Source organism: Streptomyces sp. NPDC107471 (assembly GCF_055582845.1).
The window spans coordinates 46,101-62,023 of the sequence record NZ_JBVJPC010000004.1 but is presented as its reverse complement, the minus strand read 5'-3'; the positions used below and the strand labels follow the sequence as shown (position 1 = coordinate 62,023).

Sequence of the window (15,923 nt, the reverse complement as noted above, 5' to 3'; positions counted from 1 at the left end):
GCGCTGTACGGCCCTTCACTCCAGGTCCAGCAGCAGCTCCCCGGTGCCGTCGTCGGACGTCGTGACCTTCGTACCGTACGGCTGGGAGAGCTGAGCCATGTCGGTGAGGGTCTTCTCGGCCTCGGCGGGGCCGGCCAGCCGGGGGCGGCCGCGGTGGTGGACCGGCCGGCCGAAGCCGAGGTCGACGGGGTGCAGCCGGGCCGCCGTCAGGGTGCCGTCGTCGAAGGTGAGGACCGGCACGAGCGACTGCCAGTAGCGGCGGTGCGGGGCGAACAGCCGGGTGCCGTGGCCGCTGAGCCGGTCGTAGTAGCGGCCGGGGGTGGGCGGCCGTTCCGTGGTGACCTTGGCGTAGTCCTCGGCGGAGACGCGGTCGGCCAGTTCGATCTGGCTGACGATGTTGCCCAGGCTGTAGAAGATCGGCCGGTTCCGGTAGACCTCCACTCCCCGCAGGAAGTGCGGCCCGTGTCCGACGACGGCGTCGGCGCCCTCGTCGATCATCCGGTGGGCGAACGCGCGCAGGAACTCGCCCGGGGTCTCGGGCGTCGGGCCGGGCTCGTGGGAGTGCACGCTCACCACGACGAGGTCCGCGCGCAGCCGGGCCTCGCCGACCCAGCGGGAGATCTCGTCGAGGTCGCGCGGATCGCACTCGGTCGTGAAGCCCGGCGCGTCCGCCGTGCGGAAGCGGGTGCCGAACAGGGCGAGCCGGTCGGGGGCGAGGAGGGCGGGGTCGATTCCGAGCAGGGAGCGGGCCTCGGCCCGGCGGGCCCGCAGGCCCGTCTCGGCGTCGATCGTGCGCAGCACCTCCATCTGGGCGGCCGTCACCAGCATGGTCGCGGTGTGCCGCAGTGGGTTGAGGCCGGGGCGCCCGGGCAGCTCCGGTGACGGGTCGGCCGCCTCCTGGCCGGGCAGGAACGTCGTGGTGCAGGAGATCAGCGCCAGGCTGCCGCCGGGCCGGTCGGTGTAGACGGGCCGGCGCGCGGAGGTGAGGTCGGCGCCGATGCCGGCGTACGGGATCCGCCGCTCCCGCAGCAGGTCCACGGTGCCGAGCACGCCCTCCGTTCCCATGTCCATGGCGTGGTTGTTGGCGCAGCCCAGCACGGAGAACCCGGCGGCCGTGATCTCGTCGAGCACCGCGGAGTCCGCGATCAGACAGCCGCCGCCGGCCGCGTTGTGCACGGGGTGTCCGCGTCCGTCGCTGGGGACCACCTCCAGGTTGGTGACGGCGAAGTCGGTGCCCCGCAGGAGCTCGCGGAGCCGTCCGGCGTCCGGGTCGGAGGTGATCAGCCCGCCGCGGGTGACCATGCAGTCGCCGGAGAGGGCCACGGTCAGCCGGGTCATCCTCGGGCCTCCGCGACCTCGCGGGTCAGCGCGGCGCCCGGATCGGAGCCGGTGACGTCGACACGGCGGCCGTCCACCGTGACGGTCGGCGTCAGGGCCACCTTGCGGGAGGCGGCGAGGTCGGAGACGTACTGCACCCAGGGCCGGTACCGGGCGTCCTCGACACAGCGCGCGAAGGACGCCTCGGTGATGCCGGCCTCCTTGCCCGCGGCGATGAGCTGGGCCTCGCTGAGTCCGGGACCCTGTTCGGCGGGCTGCTGGGCGAACAGGACGGTGGAGTACTGCTCGAACTTCCCCGCGTCGGCCGCGCAGGCCGCCGCTGCGGCCGCCCGCGTGGAGTAGCCGGCGGGTTCGCTGCGGTCGTCGAGGAAGGCCACCGGGTGGTGGACGACGCTCACCCCGCCGCGCGCACGCAGGCTGTCGAGGGCCGAGTTCAGGGCCCTTTCGGTACGGCGGCACTCGGGGCAGAGGTAGTCGAGGTAGACGTCGACGCGTACGGCTCCGGTGGCGGCGCCTAGGCCCGACTTGTCGGCGGCGACCCCGGCCGGCACCCGGCTCGGCGCCTTGTCGGGGGCGGTGTTGTTGGCGCGGACCAGGCCCGCGCCGACGAGCGCGGCGGCCACGACCACCACCACGGCCACCAGCGACACCACCCACGTCCGCCGCCGCCGCTGCCGTCGGTGCACCATCTCGCGCACCATGGTGTCCGTCGTGCGTGTCTCCGTCATGCTTCTCTCTCCTTCGGGTCCAGGACCCAGGCGTCCAGCGCGCAGGGGGTGCGCGGGTTGCGGATCAGGAGGGCGGCCGCGCCGAGCAGCACCAGGTCGCGCGCGATGTCGAGCGCGTAGCCGCGTTCGGCGCCGTCGGTGAGCGTGCCCCCGCCGCCGAAGCACCCGCAGTCGATGGACATGCCCCGCGCCCACACCGAGGCGATGGCCGTCGCGTAGACGACCAGCAGGACGGCCGCGCCCACCGCCGCGATCCTGGTCGCCAGCCCGGCCGCGAGCAGGAGCGCGATCGCCAGCTCGACGAACGGCAGGACACCGCCGACGAGTTGGGCCTGGTCGTCGGGGACGATCCGGTAGAGGGCGACCGTGCGTCCGGCCTCCGTGAGGTCGCCGACCTTCACCAGGGCGGCGTAGGCGAGGACCGCCGCCAGGGCCAGCCGCGCCGCCAGCCGGACCAGGCCCGCCCGGGTCCGGGCCGCGGGCCGGGTGCCGGCCGTTCCCGTCGTACCCGTCGTGGGCGCGTCGACCGTGCGCTGTCCTTGCCCGTTCATGACGTACGGGAGAAGCGGTAGCCCGCGAAGCCGAGCGCGACCGCGGTGAGGGCGGCCATCATGCCCAGTTCGGCGGCGACGGGCGGGTGCCAGCCGCCGATCACCAACCGGGTCTGCTCCGAGGTGAGCACGCTGGGCCCGGGCAGGGTGCGGCGGACCGCGTCGACGCCGTACGTCAGCGGGTTGAGCTTGACGACGGTGTCGAGCCAGCCGGGCAGACCGTTGGGCGGGAACATCGCGCCGGAGAAGAACATCAGCGGCATCAGGCTCAGGTTCACCGCGACCTGGAAGGTGTCCACCTGCCGGATGGTGACGGCCGCGAGCAGTCCGAGGGAGGTGAACATGAGGGAGACCAGCAGGAGTTCGAGCAGCACGACCAGCAGCATGGGCGTGTAGCGGATGCCGGCGATGCCGCCGACGGACAGCACCATGAGGCCGTAGACGGCGCCCGTGGTGGCGCCGCCGAGGGCGAGGCCGAACACGATGGCGGCGCGCGGGAACGGGGCGACCAGCATCTGGCGCAGCACTCCGAGCCTGCGGTCCCACACCAGGGAGATGCCCACCGCGATCGCCGGGGCCTGCACGGACATGACCAGCGTGCCCGGGAAGAGGTAGGCCCGGTAGTCGTTGAGCTGGGCCTTGCCGAGGCTGGACGACGCCGCGTCGAGACCGGTGCCGAGGACGACGAGGAACAGCAGGGGCGTCACGAGCCCCATGGCCAGCCGTACGGGGTTGTGCCGCAGCCGGGTCATCTCCCGCCGCCACAGCAGCACGACGGGGCGGGCGGGGTGGCGGGACCGTTCGGCCGGCGGTGCCACGGCGGTGCGGTCGTCGAGTGCGGCCGGTGCGGTGCCGGTCCGGGTCATCGCAGTCCCTCCCCGAGGTTGCCGAGCGTGCGCGGGCCGGTCGCGTTCTCCCGGATGGCGAGCCCGGTGTGGTGCAGGAAGACGTCGTCGAGCGTGGGCGGGTCGACGGTCACCTCGCGTACCGTCACGCCGAGTCCGGTGCACAGGCGGGGCACGAGGGCGGCGGCGCGCTCGACCCGGAACAGCAGGCCGTCCGGGGTGGGCTCCGCCGAGAGGCCGAACCGCTCCCTGAGGGCCTCGGCGGCGCGCCTGTCGTCCTCGGTGCGCAGGGCGACGAGGTCGGCCCCGATCACGGACTTGAGGTCGGCGGGGGTACCCTCGGTGACCACCTTGCCCCGGTCGACGATCGCGATCCGGTCGCAGTGCTCGGCCTCGTCCAACTGGTGGGTGGTGACGAAGACGGTGATGCCCCGCTCGCGCCGCAACTGCTCCAGGTGGTCCCAGACGGCGGCGCGGGTCTGGGCGTCCAGGCCGGTGGTCGGCTCGTCGAGGAACAGCACCAGGGGCTCGGCGAGCAGGCCGCGGGCGATCTCCAGACGCCGGCGCAGACCGGTGGAGAACTGCCGTACGGGCACCTTGCGGCGTTCGGACAGGTCCATCAGGTCGAGCAGGGAGGCGATGGCCTTGCCCCCGGCACGGCGGGACAGGCCGCACAGGTCGGCCTGGAAGCGGAGGTTCTCGGCGGCGGTGAGGTCCAGGTCGAGGGTGGACTCCTGGAAGACGATGCCGATCCGGCGGCGGACCTCGGCGGGCCGGGCGGCGACGTCGAAGCCCGCCACCTCGGCGCGGCCCGCCGTAGGGCGCAGCAGGGTGATCAGCATGTTGATGGTGGTCGTCTTGCCCGCGCCGTTGGGCCCGAGGAAGCCGTACATGCTGCCCGTCGGCACGGTCAGGTCGAGGCCGTTCACGGCCGCCGTGGTGCCGTAGTACGCGTAGAGGCCCTCGGCCCGGATCGCCGTCATCGGCGGCTCCCCTCGGAGAGGCGGCGCACGGCCAGGACCGTGCGGAACGCGCTGAGTTCGCCCGGCTCGTCCACCGGCCGCCCGTCGACCTCCACCCAGGCGTGCGCGCCGAACGGCTCGGTCCTGAACCCGGTGCACCAGTCGGCCCATCTGCCGTGCGCCCGGCACAGCAGCACGGTGGCCACGGAACGCTGGAGACAGCCGAGGCCCGCGCACCGGGTGCTGACCGAGACGACCGCCCGGCGGGCCCGCGCCACCTCGGCGTGCCCGGCGGGGCGGGACCCCTTGCTGAGCACGCGCAGCACGCGGTGCAGCCGGGCCGGGGGCAGTCGGACCAGCAGTCGGGCCGCGCCGGCCGCGCACCGGGGGGCGAGCTGCCGGTGCCAGGGCAGCCGCGGGGCCTGTTCGGCGACGGCGGGGGTGGTCATGAGGTGACCTCCACGAGGTGGGCGGCGCTGAGCGCGTCGATGAGGGCCCGCACGTCCTGGCGTGCCTGGGTGTCGCTGACCGGGGCGGCGGCGCACAGGCCGGCGGCGGCCGTGTCGGGCGCGTCCCCGTCGAGCAGTTGGCGCAGGACTCCGGCGCCGGAGTGGTTGAGCTGGTAGTAGCGGCCGCGGCGCCCGTCGAGCAGCACGGCGCCCGTGTCGACGGCGGTGAGGGTGACGTCCCGGGCGAGGGTCAGCTTCATGCGGGTTCTCCCGTGTGCGTGTCCGGGGTGCGGGTCGGGGGGTGCGTCTCGGGACGGGTCCGCGGATGCGTCCGCAGCCAGCTCTCGCACGCCACCGTGGTGTCGATCGGCATCAGGTGGTGGGACATCGGTCCCGGGTTCAGCACCGCGGCCCGGAAGGCCGCCGGGTCGACGAGTCCGAGCCGGGCGAGCCGGGAGTCCTCGCAGAGCTCCAGGATCCGGGCCCGGTTGCGGGCCAGGCCCCGGAACGCCTCCGCGCTGAACTCGCCCTTGTCGCGGCGGTCCAGGACGTCCGAGGGGACGAGCCCCCGTACGGCCGAGGTGAGCAGCGGCTTGAACCGCCCGCCGAGCAGGCGCTCCTCGATGCGGGTGGACAGGGCCGCCTCCACCACCCGGTCGTCGAGGAAGGGCGCGTCCCAGGTGATGCCGGTGCCCGCGAGGGCGGTGTTGACCTGGCGGACGGTGGTTCCCTCGAAGACCAGTGAGGCGAGCGCCTGGTGCCGGGCCCGGTCGGCGTCCAGGGGTCCGGGTCCGTCCTCGGCGGCGTCGACGAGGAGGTCGCGGACCGCGGCCACGGCGTCCGGGGTGGCCCAGGCGGGCAGGCGGGGCGCGAACACCCAGCCGAAGTCGGGCTCGTCGACGGGCGGGGGCGGGGTGTCGATGCGGGCGGCGACCCCGCGCAGGTTCTCGGTGAACGTCGACCGGTCCAGCAGCGCGCGCAGTGTCGACCGCCACGGCCAGCGGTTGGCCAGCCGGTAGCGGTTGACCAGCCGCAGTCCGCCGACGGGTGTGGCACGGGCCAGGGACCAGGCGCAGGCCGGCATCCGGCCGAACAGCTCGTCGCCGCCGAAGCCGGTCAGGTGCAGCGTGGCGCCCTCCGCGGTGGCCCGCTTGGCCAGGTCCTGGATGTGGGCGAGTCCGGAGGCCCAGGTCGAGGGGCCTTCCGGGGCCGCGTGCACGAGGTCGGCGGTGTACCCGACGTCGAACAGGTTCTCGGCGCGGTCGGCGGACAGGACGTGGTGCCGGGCCGCCGGGAGGGACTCCGCGGCCCTGCGGGCCCATACGGTGTCCGCGTTGGCGCTGTCGATCGGCATCACGTGGTAGGTGACCAGGTCGGCGCCCGCCGCGTGGGCGAGGAAGCACAGCGAGGTGGAGTCCAGGCCGCCGGACAGGTCGGCGCTGAGGGTGCCGCCCGCGGCGACCCGGGTGGTGATCGCGTCGTCCAGTGCCGAGCGGACGGCCGCCGCTCCCTCGGCGAGGCTGAGGGTCGGCTCGGGCAGCTCCCACCAGCGGATCTGCCGGGCCCGGCCGTCCCGGTCGAGTTGCAGCCAGTGGCCGGTGGAGAGCGGTTCGATGCCACGCCGGACCGGGCGCTGGGCCAGGGGCCAGGGAGGGCCGCCGGGCGCCAGCAGGCGGGCGGCCAGCACGCTCTCGTCGAGGTCGGCGCCGGTCAGCCGGAGCAGGGGCTCCAGCCCGCTCGCGGCGATGGTCACCCCGTCGAGGGCGGTCGTGAAGATCTGTCGTGCGCCGACGACCGAACCCTGCACCCGGGTTGCGCCGTCGACGGAGACCGCCAGGTGGAAGACGCCCGGCAGCCGGGAGGCGATCGTGTCGACGTCGTGCAGTGAGCGCAGCCTGCCGAGCGCGGTCGCGGTGGCGTTCTCGTCGAGCCGGGTGTGTCCCAGCAGGACCATCCGACGCGGGCCCGCCTCGACCGTGGTGACCTCGGCCCCGTGCCAGTCGCCGACTATCCAGGGCCGTCCCGACGCGTGGTCGACGCGCTGTGCCGCGCGCAGCCGGCCGGCCAGTGCGGCAGCGGCCGGACAGTCCGGAAGAACCACGAATTCCATGTCGCCTCGTTCCCCGTCCCCTCGTTGCCTCCGGATGGTGCCGGTGCGCTGACGCGCACCGGCACCGGAGGTGATCACCAGAAGCAGACGATCGCGTAGCCGCAGCCGGCGAAGTCGTTGCAGCTTCCGACGCCGAGGCACTTCGTGAGCTCGTCGAAGTCGCCGACTTCCTGCAGCATGGGGGGCTCGTAAATCGCGGACATGGATGTCCTCCCGTGTCGGATCGGTCGGGCCGACCTGTTCGGCCCGTGATCTGACAGGGAAGCTACGGGGCGGAATGTCCCACAGGCATGGGGCAGACGTCCTATGCCCGTCCTCTTAGCTGTCCCACCGCCGCTGCCGCACCCAGCCCCAGCCGATGGCCGCGACGGTCCAGGCGAGCAGCACGGTGAACCCGAAGGCGGTGTGCGGGGAGTCGACGGTGAGCAGTTCGTTGCCGGCCTGGTCGGGGAAGTAGCGGGCCATCTCCTTGGTCGCTCCGATGAGGGACAGGATGTGCGTGCCGGCGAGGACCATCGGCAGCAGGACGGCCAGCGGTACGACGGTGTTGCGGGAGATCGCGGCGATGCCGGCCGCGAACAGGCACATCAGGGTCAGGTAGACGACGGCTCCGGCCAGGGCGCGCGGGACGCCGCTCGCGCCCAGCGAGGATCCGTGGGACCCGAGGGCGGCCTGGGTGACCAGGTAGCCGAGGAGGGTGACCGGGACCGCGACGGCGAACGCAGCCAGGGCGGTGACGCCCATCTTGGCCGCGTAGAGGCGGCCGCGCCGGGGCACCGCGAGCAGGGAGACGCGCATCATGCCGGACGTGTACTCGCTGGTGACGACGAGCACGCCGAAGACGATCAGCGCCAGTTGGCCGTAGAGGATGCCGTCGAGGCCGGCCTGCTCGGGGGTGAAGTCGGAGCGCAGGCTGGGGTTGTCGGACTCCAGGGCGTTCTTCGCGGACCAGCCGCCGAGGGCCGCGATGAGGATGCTGACGACGGCGAACAGCAGCAGCGACCACTGGGTGCCGCGGATGCCGCGCAGTTTGGTGGTCTCGGCCCTGACGGCCGCGAGCGTGTCAGACACGGAACTCCCTGCCTTCCTCGTTGATGCCGCCGGTGCCGAGGCCGCCGGCCGGGGCGCCCGCCTCGCCGATGATCCCGAGGAAGGTCTCCTCCAACGACCCGGCACTGGTGCTGAGTTCGTCGAGCGGGAAGCCGCCCGCCGCAGCGATCCGGCTGACGTCGGCGGCCGCCATCCCGACCACGTCGAGGCCACCGCCGGGCACGCGTGTCACGGTCGCGCCGGCGCTCTCCAACTCCCGTGCCAGCCTCTCGGGTTCGGGGGTGCGGACCCTGACGGAGGAGCGTCCGTGGCGCCCGAGGAACTCCGCCATGCCGGTGTCGGCGAGGAGCCGGCCCCGGCTGATGACGACCAGGTGGTCGGCGACCAGGGCCATCTCGGCCATCAGGTGGCTGGAGACGAGGACGGTGCGGCCCTCGTCGGCCATCGAGCGCAGCAGGTCGCGCAGCCAACGGATGCCTTCGGTGTCCAGGCCGTTGACCGGTTCGTCGAGTACCAGGACGGGCGGGTCGCCGAGCAACGCGGCGGCGAGGCCCAGCCGTTGGCCCATGCCCAGGGAGAAGGTGCCGATCCGGCGCCGGGCCGCGTCCGCGAGCCCGACCGTCTCCAGCACCTGGCCGACCCGGTCCGGGGCGATCCGGTTGCTCTGGGCGAGCCAGCGCAGATGGTCGCGCGCGGTCAGGCCGCGGTGCGGGGCCGAGGTCTCCAGGAGGGCGCCGACGTGCCGCAGGGGGTGGGTCAGGTCGGCGTAGGCGCGCCCGTCGATCCGGGCGGTTCCGGTGTCCGGGCGGGTGAGGCCCAGCATCATCCGCATGGTGGTCGACTTCCCGGCGCCGTTGGGGCCGAGGAAGCCGGTGACGGCTCCGGGCCGCACCGTGAAGGTCAGGCTGTCCACGACGGTGGCCTGCCCGTACCGCTTCGTCAGGTTCTGGACGTCAATCACGTGTCGAGTCTGTCCGGCGGGGGCCGCCGGGGACATCGGACCGGGGTCGGGACGGTGCGGACGGGTTTCCCGGAGCGGCCTCATACCGGGGTATGAAGCCCCTTTCGGCCATACCTGCGGGGTGCGGATCCGGCACGTCCTCAGTACGGCAGTGTCGCGAGGACGTGGAAGCCCGCCGCGCCGGACCGGGGCCCCGCGGCGAGGGTGCCGCCGTGCGCGGCGACCCGCTCCTTCATCCCGACGAGTCCCATCCCGCCGCCGGGCACGGTCGGCCGGTGCCCGGGCCCGGGTCCCTCGTCGGTGACGTCGATCGTGAGCACGCCGTCCCGCGCGCTGACGCGGACGAGGCAGCGGGTCGGGGCGGCGTGCTTGACGGCGTTGGTCAACGCCTCCTGGACGATGCGGAAGGCGGCCAGCGCGACCCCGTCGGGGGGTTCCTCCTCGTGGTCGGTGCGCAGGTCGACGCGGACGCCCGCCGCCTCGGCCGTACGGGCCAGGGAGGGCAGGTCCGCCATGCCGCGCACCGGCTGGAGGTCGTGCTGTTCGTCGTCGTGCTCGCGGCGCAGCACCTTCAGGGTGGCCCGCATGTCCCGCAGCGCGCGACGGCTGACGTCCTCGATGACGGTGAGCGCCTCGCGCGCCTCCTCGGGGTGGGTGGCGACGACGTGGTTGGCGACGCCGGCCTTGATGGCGATGAGACCCACGCTGTGCGTGACGACGTCGTGGATGTCCCGGGCGATCCGCATGCGTTCTTCGACCTTGGCCTGCTCGGCCGCCTGCTCGATGGTCCGCCGCAGACTCTCCCGGCGCTCCCTTACGGCCGCCCCCGCGGCCCACGTCGTCCCCAGCACCAGCAGCCCGAACAGCAGTTGCACCGCCAGGGTGCCGCCCTGGTAGTGCTGTCCGCCGGTCACCGTCAGCAGGGCCGCGCCCGCCGCGCTCGCCCCGCCGACGAGCACGGCCGACCGCCCGAGCTGTTGGCGCCGGGTCGTGGCGACCAGGTACAGGGCGTATGCGGCGGCGAGGAAGACGACGGGGCCGAGCCCGGCGGCCAGTGCCGCACAGCTTCCGACCAGGACGACCGCGAACACCGGGACGGGCCACAGGCGTCGTACGGCGAGCGGCAGTGCGGTGACGAGCGAGAGCAGGGCGACGGTGACCCCGTCGGGCGTGCCGCCGGTGCCGGGCCGCACGACCATCAACTGAGGGAGCAGGGCGAACCCGAGGGCGGCCGCTCCGTCGAGGAGCAACAGACGTCGGCGCGAGACATCTCCCATGCGCCGAACCTATGCGGCCGGTCGGGCCGACGTCCAACTCGGCCTGAAGGCGACCATATGGGATCGGCGGCCGTTGACCGTCCGCTTCGTCAGCTTAGGCTGGCACGGTCTTTGCAGGCGAGCATGCTTATACCACGGGGGTGCGAAGTCGTGCGGATCAACCTGTTCATTCTCAGTGCGGATCCCGTTTTTCTGGCCGGGCTCGAAGCGATCGTGGAGCAGGACGACAGCCTCAACCTCATCGGGACGGCGGTGGACGAACCGCACGGCCGCCGATGTCTCCAGAACAGCCCGCTGCGCCCGGACGTCGTGATCATCGGCGAACCGCCGTCCAGACGCGCCATTTGCAGGAACATCGCCTGGATCGTCTCCGCGTACCGCCAGGAGGAGACCCGGCCGCGGATCGTCGTGGTGTCGCAGAACGAGTACGACGACGTGATCGTCTCCGCCCTCCGCCTCGGCGTGAACGGCTACCTCGCCCGGATCGCCTGCCCGGAGGAGCTGTTGCAGTCCCTGCCCATCGTGGCGCGCGGGGGCGCCGCCTTCAGTCCCACGATCGCCGCTCGCTTCAGCGAATACTTCGCCACCATGCAGCGACTGCCGGAGCCGCCCGAGTTCTCCCGGCTGACCAGCAGGGAGAGCGAGATACTGAAGCTGCTCGCGGACGGCTTGAACAACCGCCAGATCGCCCGGCGGCTCTTCCTCGCCGAGAAGACCGTGCGCAACTACGTCTCCCGCATCTTCACCAAGCTGGAGGTGCACGACCGGGCCGCCGCCGCGCTGCGCGCCCGCGACGCCGGATTCGGCAGCCACCCGGACGCCGCCCTGCCCCAGCCCGCCTGACGGCCCGGCCGCCGGGGTCCTGGAGGACCTCGCAGACGGCGCTCAGGTCGGCGAACCCATCCGTGCGCACCGCGACCCCGGTCGCGGTGCGCGCTGCGTCTGTCACGCGACGGAGGCCCCCAAGGCCCGCGTCGCCGGGGATGACGCGCATCACGCGCGGGACGACACCAGGGGCTTTGCATGACCATACGCGGTGATGCATAATCTTCCTATGTCCAAGGTCCTCACGTCCCTCCCCGCCGGCGAACGCGTCGGCATCGCCTTCTCCGGCGGTCTCGACACCTCCGTCGCGGTCGCGTGGATGCGCGACAAGGGCGCCATCCCGTGCACCTACACCGCGCACATCGGCCAGTACGACGAGCCCGACATCGACTCGGTGCCCGGCCGCGCGCAGACCTACGGTGCCGAGATCGCGCGCCTGGTCGACTGCCGGGCCGCGCTCGTGGAGGAGGGGCTGGCCGCGCTCACCTGCGGGGCGTTCCACATCCGCTCGGGCGGGCGGGCGTACTTCAACACCACGCCGTTGGGCCGTGCCGTCACCGGCACCCTCCTCGTGCGGGCGATGATGGAGGACAACGTCCAGATCTGGGGCGACGGTTCGACCTTCAAGGGCAACGACATCGAGCGGTTCTACCGCTACGGCCTGCTCGCCAACCCGAACCTGCGGATCTACAAGCCCTGGCTGGACGCGGACTTCGTGACCGAGCTCGGCGGCCGCAAGGAGATGTCGGAGTGGCTCGTCGCCCACGACCTCCCCTACCGGGACTCGACGGAGAAGGCGTACTCCACCGACGCCAACATCTGGGGCGCCACGCACGAGGCCAAGACCCTGGAGCACCTCAACACCGGCATCGAGACCGTCGAGCCGATCATGGGCGTCAGGTTCTGGGACCCGTCGGTCGAGATCGCGCCCGAGGACGTGACGATCGGCTTCGACCAGGGCCGCCCGGTGACCATCAACGGCAAGGAGTTCGGCTCCGCCGTCGACCTGGTCATGGAGGCCAACGCCATCGGCGGCCGGCACGGACTGGGCATGTCCGACCAGATCGAGAACCGGATCATCGAGGCGAAGAGCCGCGGCATCTACGAGGCCCCCGGCATGGCCCTGCTGCACGCTGCCTACGAGCGTCTCGTCAACGCGATCCACAACGAGGACACCCTCGCCCAGTACCACAACGAGGGCCGGCGCCTGGGCCGCCTCATGTACGAGGGCCGCTGGCTGGACCCGCAGGCCCTGATGATCCGCGAGTCACTCCAGCGCTGGGTCGGCGCGGCGGTCACGGGCGAGGTCACCCTGCGCCTGCGCCGGGGCGAGGACTACTCCATCCTCGACACCACGGGCCCGGCGTTCTCGTACCACCCGGACAAGCTGTCCATGGAGCGCACCGAGGACTCGGCCTTCGGCCCGGTGGACCGGATCGGCCAGCTCACCATGCGCAACCTCGACATCGCCGACTCCCGCGCCAAGCTGGAGCAGTACGCGGGCCTCGGCCTGATCGGCACCGGCAGCCCCACCATCGGCGCCTCCCAGGCCGCCGCGACCGGGCTGATCGGCACCATGCCGGAGCTCCCCGAGGGCGGCGCCGAGGCGATCGCCTCCCGCGGCGAGGTCTCGGAGGACGAGGTCCTCCTCGACCGGGCGGCGATGGAGTTCGGCACGGACTGAGTCACCTCGCGGAGGGGGCCGGCGCGACCACGCACCGGCCCCCTTCTCGCGTCCGCCGACACCGCCTCGTCGAGCCCGCTCCCGTCAGCTTCTGTGCAGCATGCGGAGCTGAGGTGAGGGACTGCCGGGGAACAGCTCGTCGGGAACTGTGAAGCAGGTTTCGAACGGAAACGGGAACGATAAGTTCCCTGCATGAACGCGCGGCTCGCTCTTCTCGGCACGGTCACCCCAGGTGCGACGGAGAGCGAGGTCTTCCGGCTGGCTCTCGGGCACGCGGTCGCCGAGCTGGGCGCGCTCGGCGGGACCGTGCACCTGCGCGGCCCGATGTCCGCCCTGCGCCTGGTGTCGTCCGCCGGTCTGCCGCCCGCCCTCACCCGCTCCTGGGAGATCGTCGACCAGGAGGGCCCGCTGGCCCCGGCCCGCGCGCTCCAGCAGGGCAAGGGCGTCTGGGTGCCCCTGCCCCAGGACCCGTCGGCGGGGACCCCCTGGCCCGGCACCGGACTCGCCGCGCTTCCCGTGTTCAGCGGCCGGCGCAGCATCGGCGCGCTGACGGTCCTGGCCGGCGAGCGGGGTGAACCCACCCCGGAGCACTGGGACTTCCTGCGGGAGGTCGTCGCCTGGACCGAGGACCGCATGGCCCAGGCCCCGCCGCCGTCCGGCCCCCCACAGGCCGGACCGGACCGGGAACGGCTGCGGCACGCCCTCAAGGAGGTCCGGGTCGGCTCGTGGGACTGGGCCATCCAGAGCGGCGAACTCATCTGGGACGAGGCCGCCCTGGAGCTGTACGGCACCCGCCCCGCCGACTTCAGCGGCCGGGTCGAGGACTGGATGCGGGTCGTCCACCCCGACGACCTGGCGCCCACGCTCGCGGCGGTCGAGCGGGCGATCACCGGCCACGGTGTCTTCGAGGCCGAGTACCGCGTCCGGCGCCCGGACGGCACCTGGGGCTGGACGCAGGCCCGCGGCCGGGCGACCTACGACGAGCGGGGCGAGCCCCTGCGGATGATCGGGGTCGGCTGGGAGAGCAACGAGTCGCGCTCCGCGCGTGACTCCCTCAGCAGGGCCCTGCGCCACATGAGCGACGGCTTCCTCGCGGTGGACGACGAGTGGCGGATCACCTTCGCCAACGTGGAGGCGGAACGCTTCCTCGGCTACTCCGAGGAGGAGTTGTTCGGACGCCTGCTGTGGGACCTGCCGGCCACCCGGCAGGTGCCGGGTCTGAGAGCGAGCTGTCTGGCGGCGGGCGCCGAGGAGAAGCCGGCCGGGTTCGACGTCTACATCGCGGACTGCCGGCGGCGGCTGCACGTACGGCTGGTGCCGGGTCCCGACGGCCGCACCCTCTACTTCCAGGACGTCACCGAGAAGCGCCGGCTGGCGCAGGAGCGGCAGGCGGCGGAGCGGGCCGCGGCCGAGCGGGCGGTGCGGATCGCCGAGCTGACCACGGAGCTCGCCAAGGCGACGACCTCCCGGGACGTGGTGGACGCGGTGGCCCGCCGGGTGCTGCCGCCGTTCGCCGCCTCCGGGCTGATGGTCCAGGTCAGCGAGGGCGACCGGCTCCACCACGTCGGCGCGGTCGGCTATCCCCGGGACTTCGTGGCCCTCCTCGACAGCCGCTCCCGGGGGGTGACCGGCGACCCCGCCTGGGACACGATCGCGTCCGGCCTCCCGCTGTTCCTCTCCTCGACACGCGAGTACGCCACCCGCTACCCCGAGCTGGCCGACTTCCCCGCCCTCGGCGACAAGAAGTCCTGGGCGTTCCTGCCGCTGACGGCGTCGGGACGCACCTTCGGTGTCTGCGTGGTCTCCTTCGACCGGCCCCGGCTCCTCGACGACGAGGAACGCGCGCTGCTCACCACCATCACCGCCCTCGTCGCCCAGTCCCTGGAACGGGCCCGGCTCTACGACGCCGAGCACACCCGGTCCCGGGAACTCCAGCGCAGCCTGCTCCCCCAGGCCCTGCCCGACCTGCCCGCGTGCACGGCGGCCGCCCGCTATCTGCCGGCCGGGCACGGCGCGGACGTCGGCGGCGACTGGTACGACATCATCCCGCTGTCCGGCGGCCAGGTCGCGCTGGTCGTCGGCGACGTGATGGGCCACGGCCTGCCGGAGGCGGCCACCATGGGCCGGCTGCGCACCGCGGTGCACACCCTGGCCGACCTGGAGCTCGCGCCCGACGAGATCCTCGGCCACCTCAACGACATCGTCGGCGGCATGAGCGAGGCGTCGTACGCCACCTGCTTGTACGCGCTCTACGACCCGACGACCCGGGTCTGCTCCATCGCCCGGGCCGGCCATCCGCCGCCCGCTCTGGTACGGCCCGACGGAACCGTGCACTTCCCCGCACCGGACGCCGATCCCCCGCTGGGCGCGGCCAAGCCGCCGTTCGAGACGACCGAGCTGGAGGTGCCCGAGGGCAGTCTGCTCGTGCTGTACACCGACGGGCTGGTGGAGTCGGCGACACGGGAGATCGACGAGGGCATGGCCGAGCTGGCGCGGCTGCTCGGCACCGCCCACGCCGACGGGACCGCCGTGGACCTTGAACGGCTGTGCGACACGCTGACGGCCGGTCTGCTGCCGGCGGACCAACAGGCGGCCGACGACGCGGCGTTCCTGGTGGCCCGGCTGCACGCGCTGCCGGCCGAGCGGATGGCCGTACGGTCCCTGCCCGAGGACCCGAAGGCGGCGAGCCTGGCCCGCCGTCTCGTCCGCGAACAGCTCACGGCCTGGGGCCTGGAGGACCTGTCCCCCATCACGGAACTCCTGGTCAGCGAACTGGTGGGCAATGTCGTCCGGCACGCCCGCGGCCCGGTCCGGCTGCGCCTGCTGCACACCACCGAGCTGATCTGCGAGGTCTACGACGGCAGCCAGACCATGCCCCGGATCCGGCATGCCGCGGACACCGACGAGGGCGGCCGGGGCCTCCAGCTCATCTCGGCCCTCTCCACGCGCTGGGGCGCCCGCTACACCCCCACGGGCAAGTGCATCTGGACGGAACAGTCCCTGCGGGGCCCGGCCGAGCCGGCGGACGTGCTGTTCCTCGACCCGGCCGACTTCGACGAGGACTGGGAGGCGCTCCTGTGACGTGCGCGCCCGTTCGGCCCAGCTCCACGGGCCGGACACCGGGCGCGTCCCTAGATTCGCGG

Annotated in this window: 15 protein-coding genes; 3 read left to right on the top strand and 12 right to left on the bottom strand. The window is 73.2% G+C overall.

Translation table 11 applies throughout. The annotated features are described in order from the left end of the window. Nucleotides 1-15: 15 nt before the first annotated feature. The 12 genes from mslH to ACZ66S_RS14130 form a co-directional block, all read right to left on the bottom strand. Complete coding sequence (gene mslH / locus ACZ66S_RS14185; protein WP_469901797.1) at nt 16-1,338, bottom strand: lasso peptide C-terminal Trp epimerase; 1,323 nt, start codon at nt 1,336-1,338, stop codon at nt 16-18. Further along, nucleotides 1,335-2,066, bottom strand: a complete 732-nt coding sequence (locus ACZ66S_RS14180) for a DsbA family protein (protein WP_469901796.1) — start codon at nt 2,064-2,066, stop codon at nt 1,335-1,337. Before ACZ66S_RS14180 ends, mslH begins: the two co-directional genes overlap by 4 nt. Further along, nucleotides 2,063-2,617, bottom strand: coding sequence for a MauE/DoxX family redox-associated membrane protein (locus tag ACZ66S_RS14175; protein ID WP_469901795.1), 555 nt, complete (start codon nt 2,615-2,617; stop codon nt 2,063-2,065). The genes ACZ66S_RS14180 and ACZ66S_RS14175 overlap by 4 nt, the downstream gene beginning before the upstream one ends. Then, complete coding sequence (locus ACZ66S_RS14170) at nt 2,614-3,483, bottom strand: ABC transporter permease (RefSeq protein WP_469901794.1); 870 nt, start codon at nt 3,481-3,483, stop codon at nt 2,614-2,616. The genes ACZ66S_RS14175 and ACZ66S_RS14170 overlap by 4 nt, the downstream gene beginning before the upstream one ends. After that, nucleotides 3,480-4,445 carry an ATP-binding cassette domain-containing protein gene (locus tag ACZ66S_RS14165; protein WP_469901793.1) on the bottom strand — a complete coding sequence of 322 codons (966 nt, stop codon included), beginning with the start codon at nt 4,443-4,445 and terminating at the stop codon, nt 3,480-3,482. The genes ACZ66S_RS14170 and ACZ66S_RS14165 overlap by 4 nt, the downstream gene beginning before the upstream one ends. Beyond that, nucleotides 4,442-4,873: a lasso peptide biosynthesis B2 protein gene (locus ACZ66S_RS14160; protein WP_469901792.1), complete on the bottom strand. Its 432-nt coding sequence runs from the start codon at nt 4,871-4,873 to the stop codon at nt 4,442-4,444. Before ACZ66S_RS14160 ends, ACZ66S_RS14165 begins: the two co-directional genes overlap by 4 nt. Further along, nucleotides 4,870-5,133 carry a lasso peptide biosynthesis PqqD family chaperone gene (locus ACZ66S_RS14155; protein WP_469901791.1) on the bottom strand — a complete coding sequence of 88 codons (264 nt, stop codon included), beginning with the start codon at nt 5,131-5,133 and terminating at the stop codon, nt 4,870-4,872. Before ACZ66S_RS14155 ends, ACZ66S_RS14160 begins: the two co-directional genes overlap by 4 nt. Continuing rightward, entirely contained in the window at nt 5,130-6,983 is a 1,854-nt protein-coding gene (locus ACZ66S_RS14150) for a lasso peptide isopeptide bond-forming cyclase (protein ID WP_469901790.1), read from the bottom strand. The genes ACZ66S_RS14155 and ACZ66S_RS14150 overlap by 4 nt, the downstream gene beginning before the upstream one ends. A gap of 74 nt (nt 6,984-7,057) precedes the next feature. Next, the gene (locus ACZ66S_RS14145) at nt 7,058-7,186 is read right to left on the bottom strand and encodes an aborycin family tricyclic lasso peptide (protein WP_123992009.1); all 129 of its coding nucleotides are present in this window, start codon (nt 7,184-7,186) and stop codon (nt 7,058-7,060) included. A 115-nt stretch (nt 7,187-7,301) separates the two neighbouring features. Then, nucleotides 7,302-8,054 (bottom strand): ABC transporter permease, encoded by a 753-nt coding sequence (locus ACZ66S_RS14140; RefSeq protein WP_469901789.1) that lies wholly within the window; start codon nt 8,052-8,054, stop codon nt 7,302-7,304. Then, complete coding sequence (locus tag ACZ66S_RS14135; RefSeq protein ID WP_469901788.1) at nt 8,047-8,994, bottom strand: ABC transporter ATP-binding protein; 948 nt, start codon at nt 8,992-8,994, stop codon at nt 8,047-8,049. Before ACZ66S_RS14135 ends, ACZ66S_RS14140 begins: the two co-directional genes overlap by 8 nt. Nucleotides 8,995-9,134: 140 nt before the next feature. Further along, nucleotides 9,135-10,271 (bottom strand): sensor histidine kinase, encoded by a 1,137-nt coding sequence (locus ACZ66S_RS14130; protein ID WP_469901787.1) that lies wholly within the window; start codon nt 10,269-10,271, stop codon nt 9,135-9,137. Nucleotides 10,272-10,421: 150 nt separating this feature from the next. Here ACZ66S_RS14130 and ACZ66S_RS14125 point away from each other — a divergent pair, with 150 nt between their 5' ends. From ACZ66S_RS14125 to ACZ66S_RS14115, 3 genes are all read left to right on the top strand, one after another. Beyond that, the gene (locus ACZ66S_RS14125) at nt 10,422-11,114 is read left to right on the top strand and encodes a LuxR C-terminal-related transcriptional regulator (RefSeq protein ID WP_469901786.1); all 693 of its coding nucleotides are present in this window, start codon (nt 10,422-10,424) and stop codon (nt 11,112-11,114) included. A gap of 211 nt (nt 11,115-11,325) precedes the next feature. Continuing rightward, a complete protein-coding gene (gene argG / locus ACZ66S_RS14120) occupies nt 11,326-12,780 on the top strand; it encodes an argininosuccinate synthase (RefSeq protein WP_469901785.1) in 1,455 nt (484 codons plus the stop codon). Between the two features lie 192 nt (nt 12,781-12,972). Next, a complete protein-coding gene (locus ACZ66S_RS14115; protein ID WP_469901784.1) occupies nt 12,973-15,861 on the top strand; it encodes a SpoIIE family protein phosphatase in 2,889 nt (962 codons plus the stop codon). Nucleotides 15,862-15,923 lie beyond the last annotated feature (62 nt).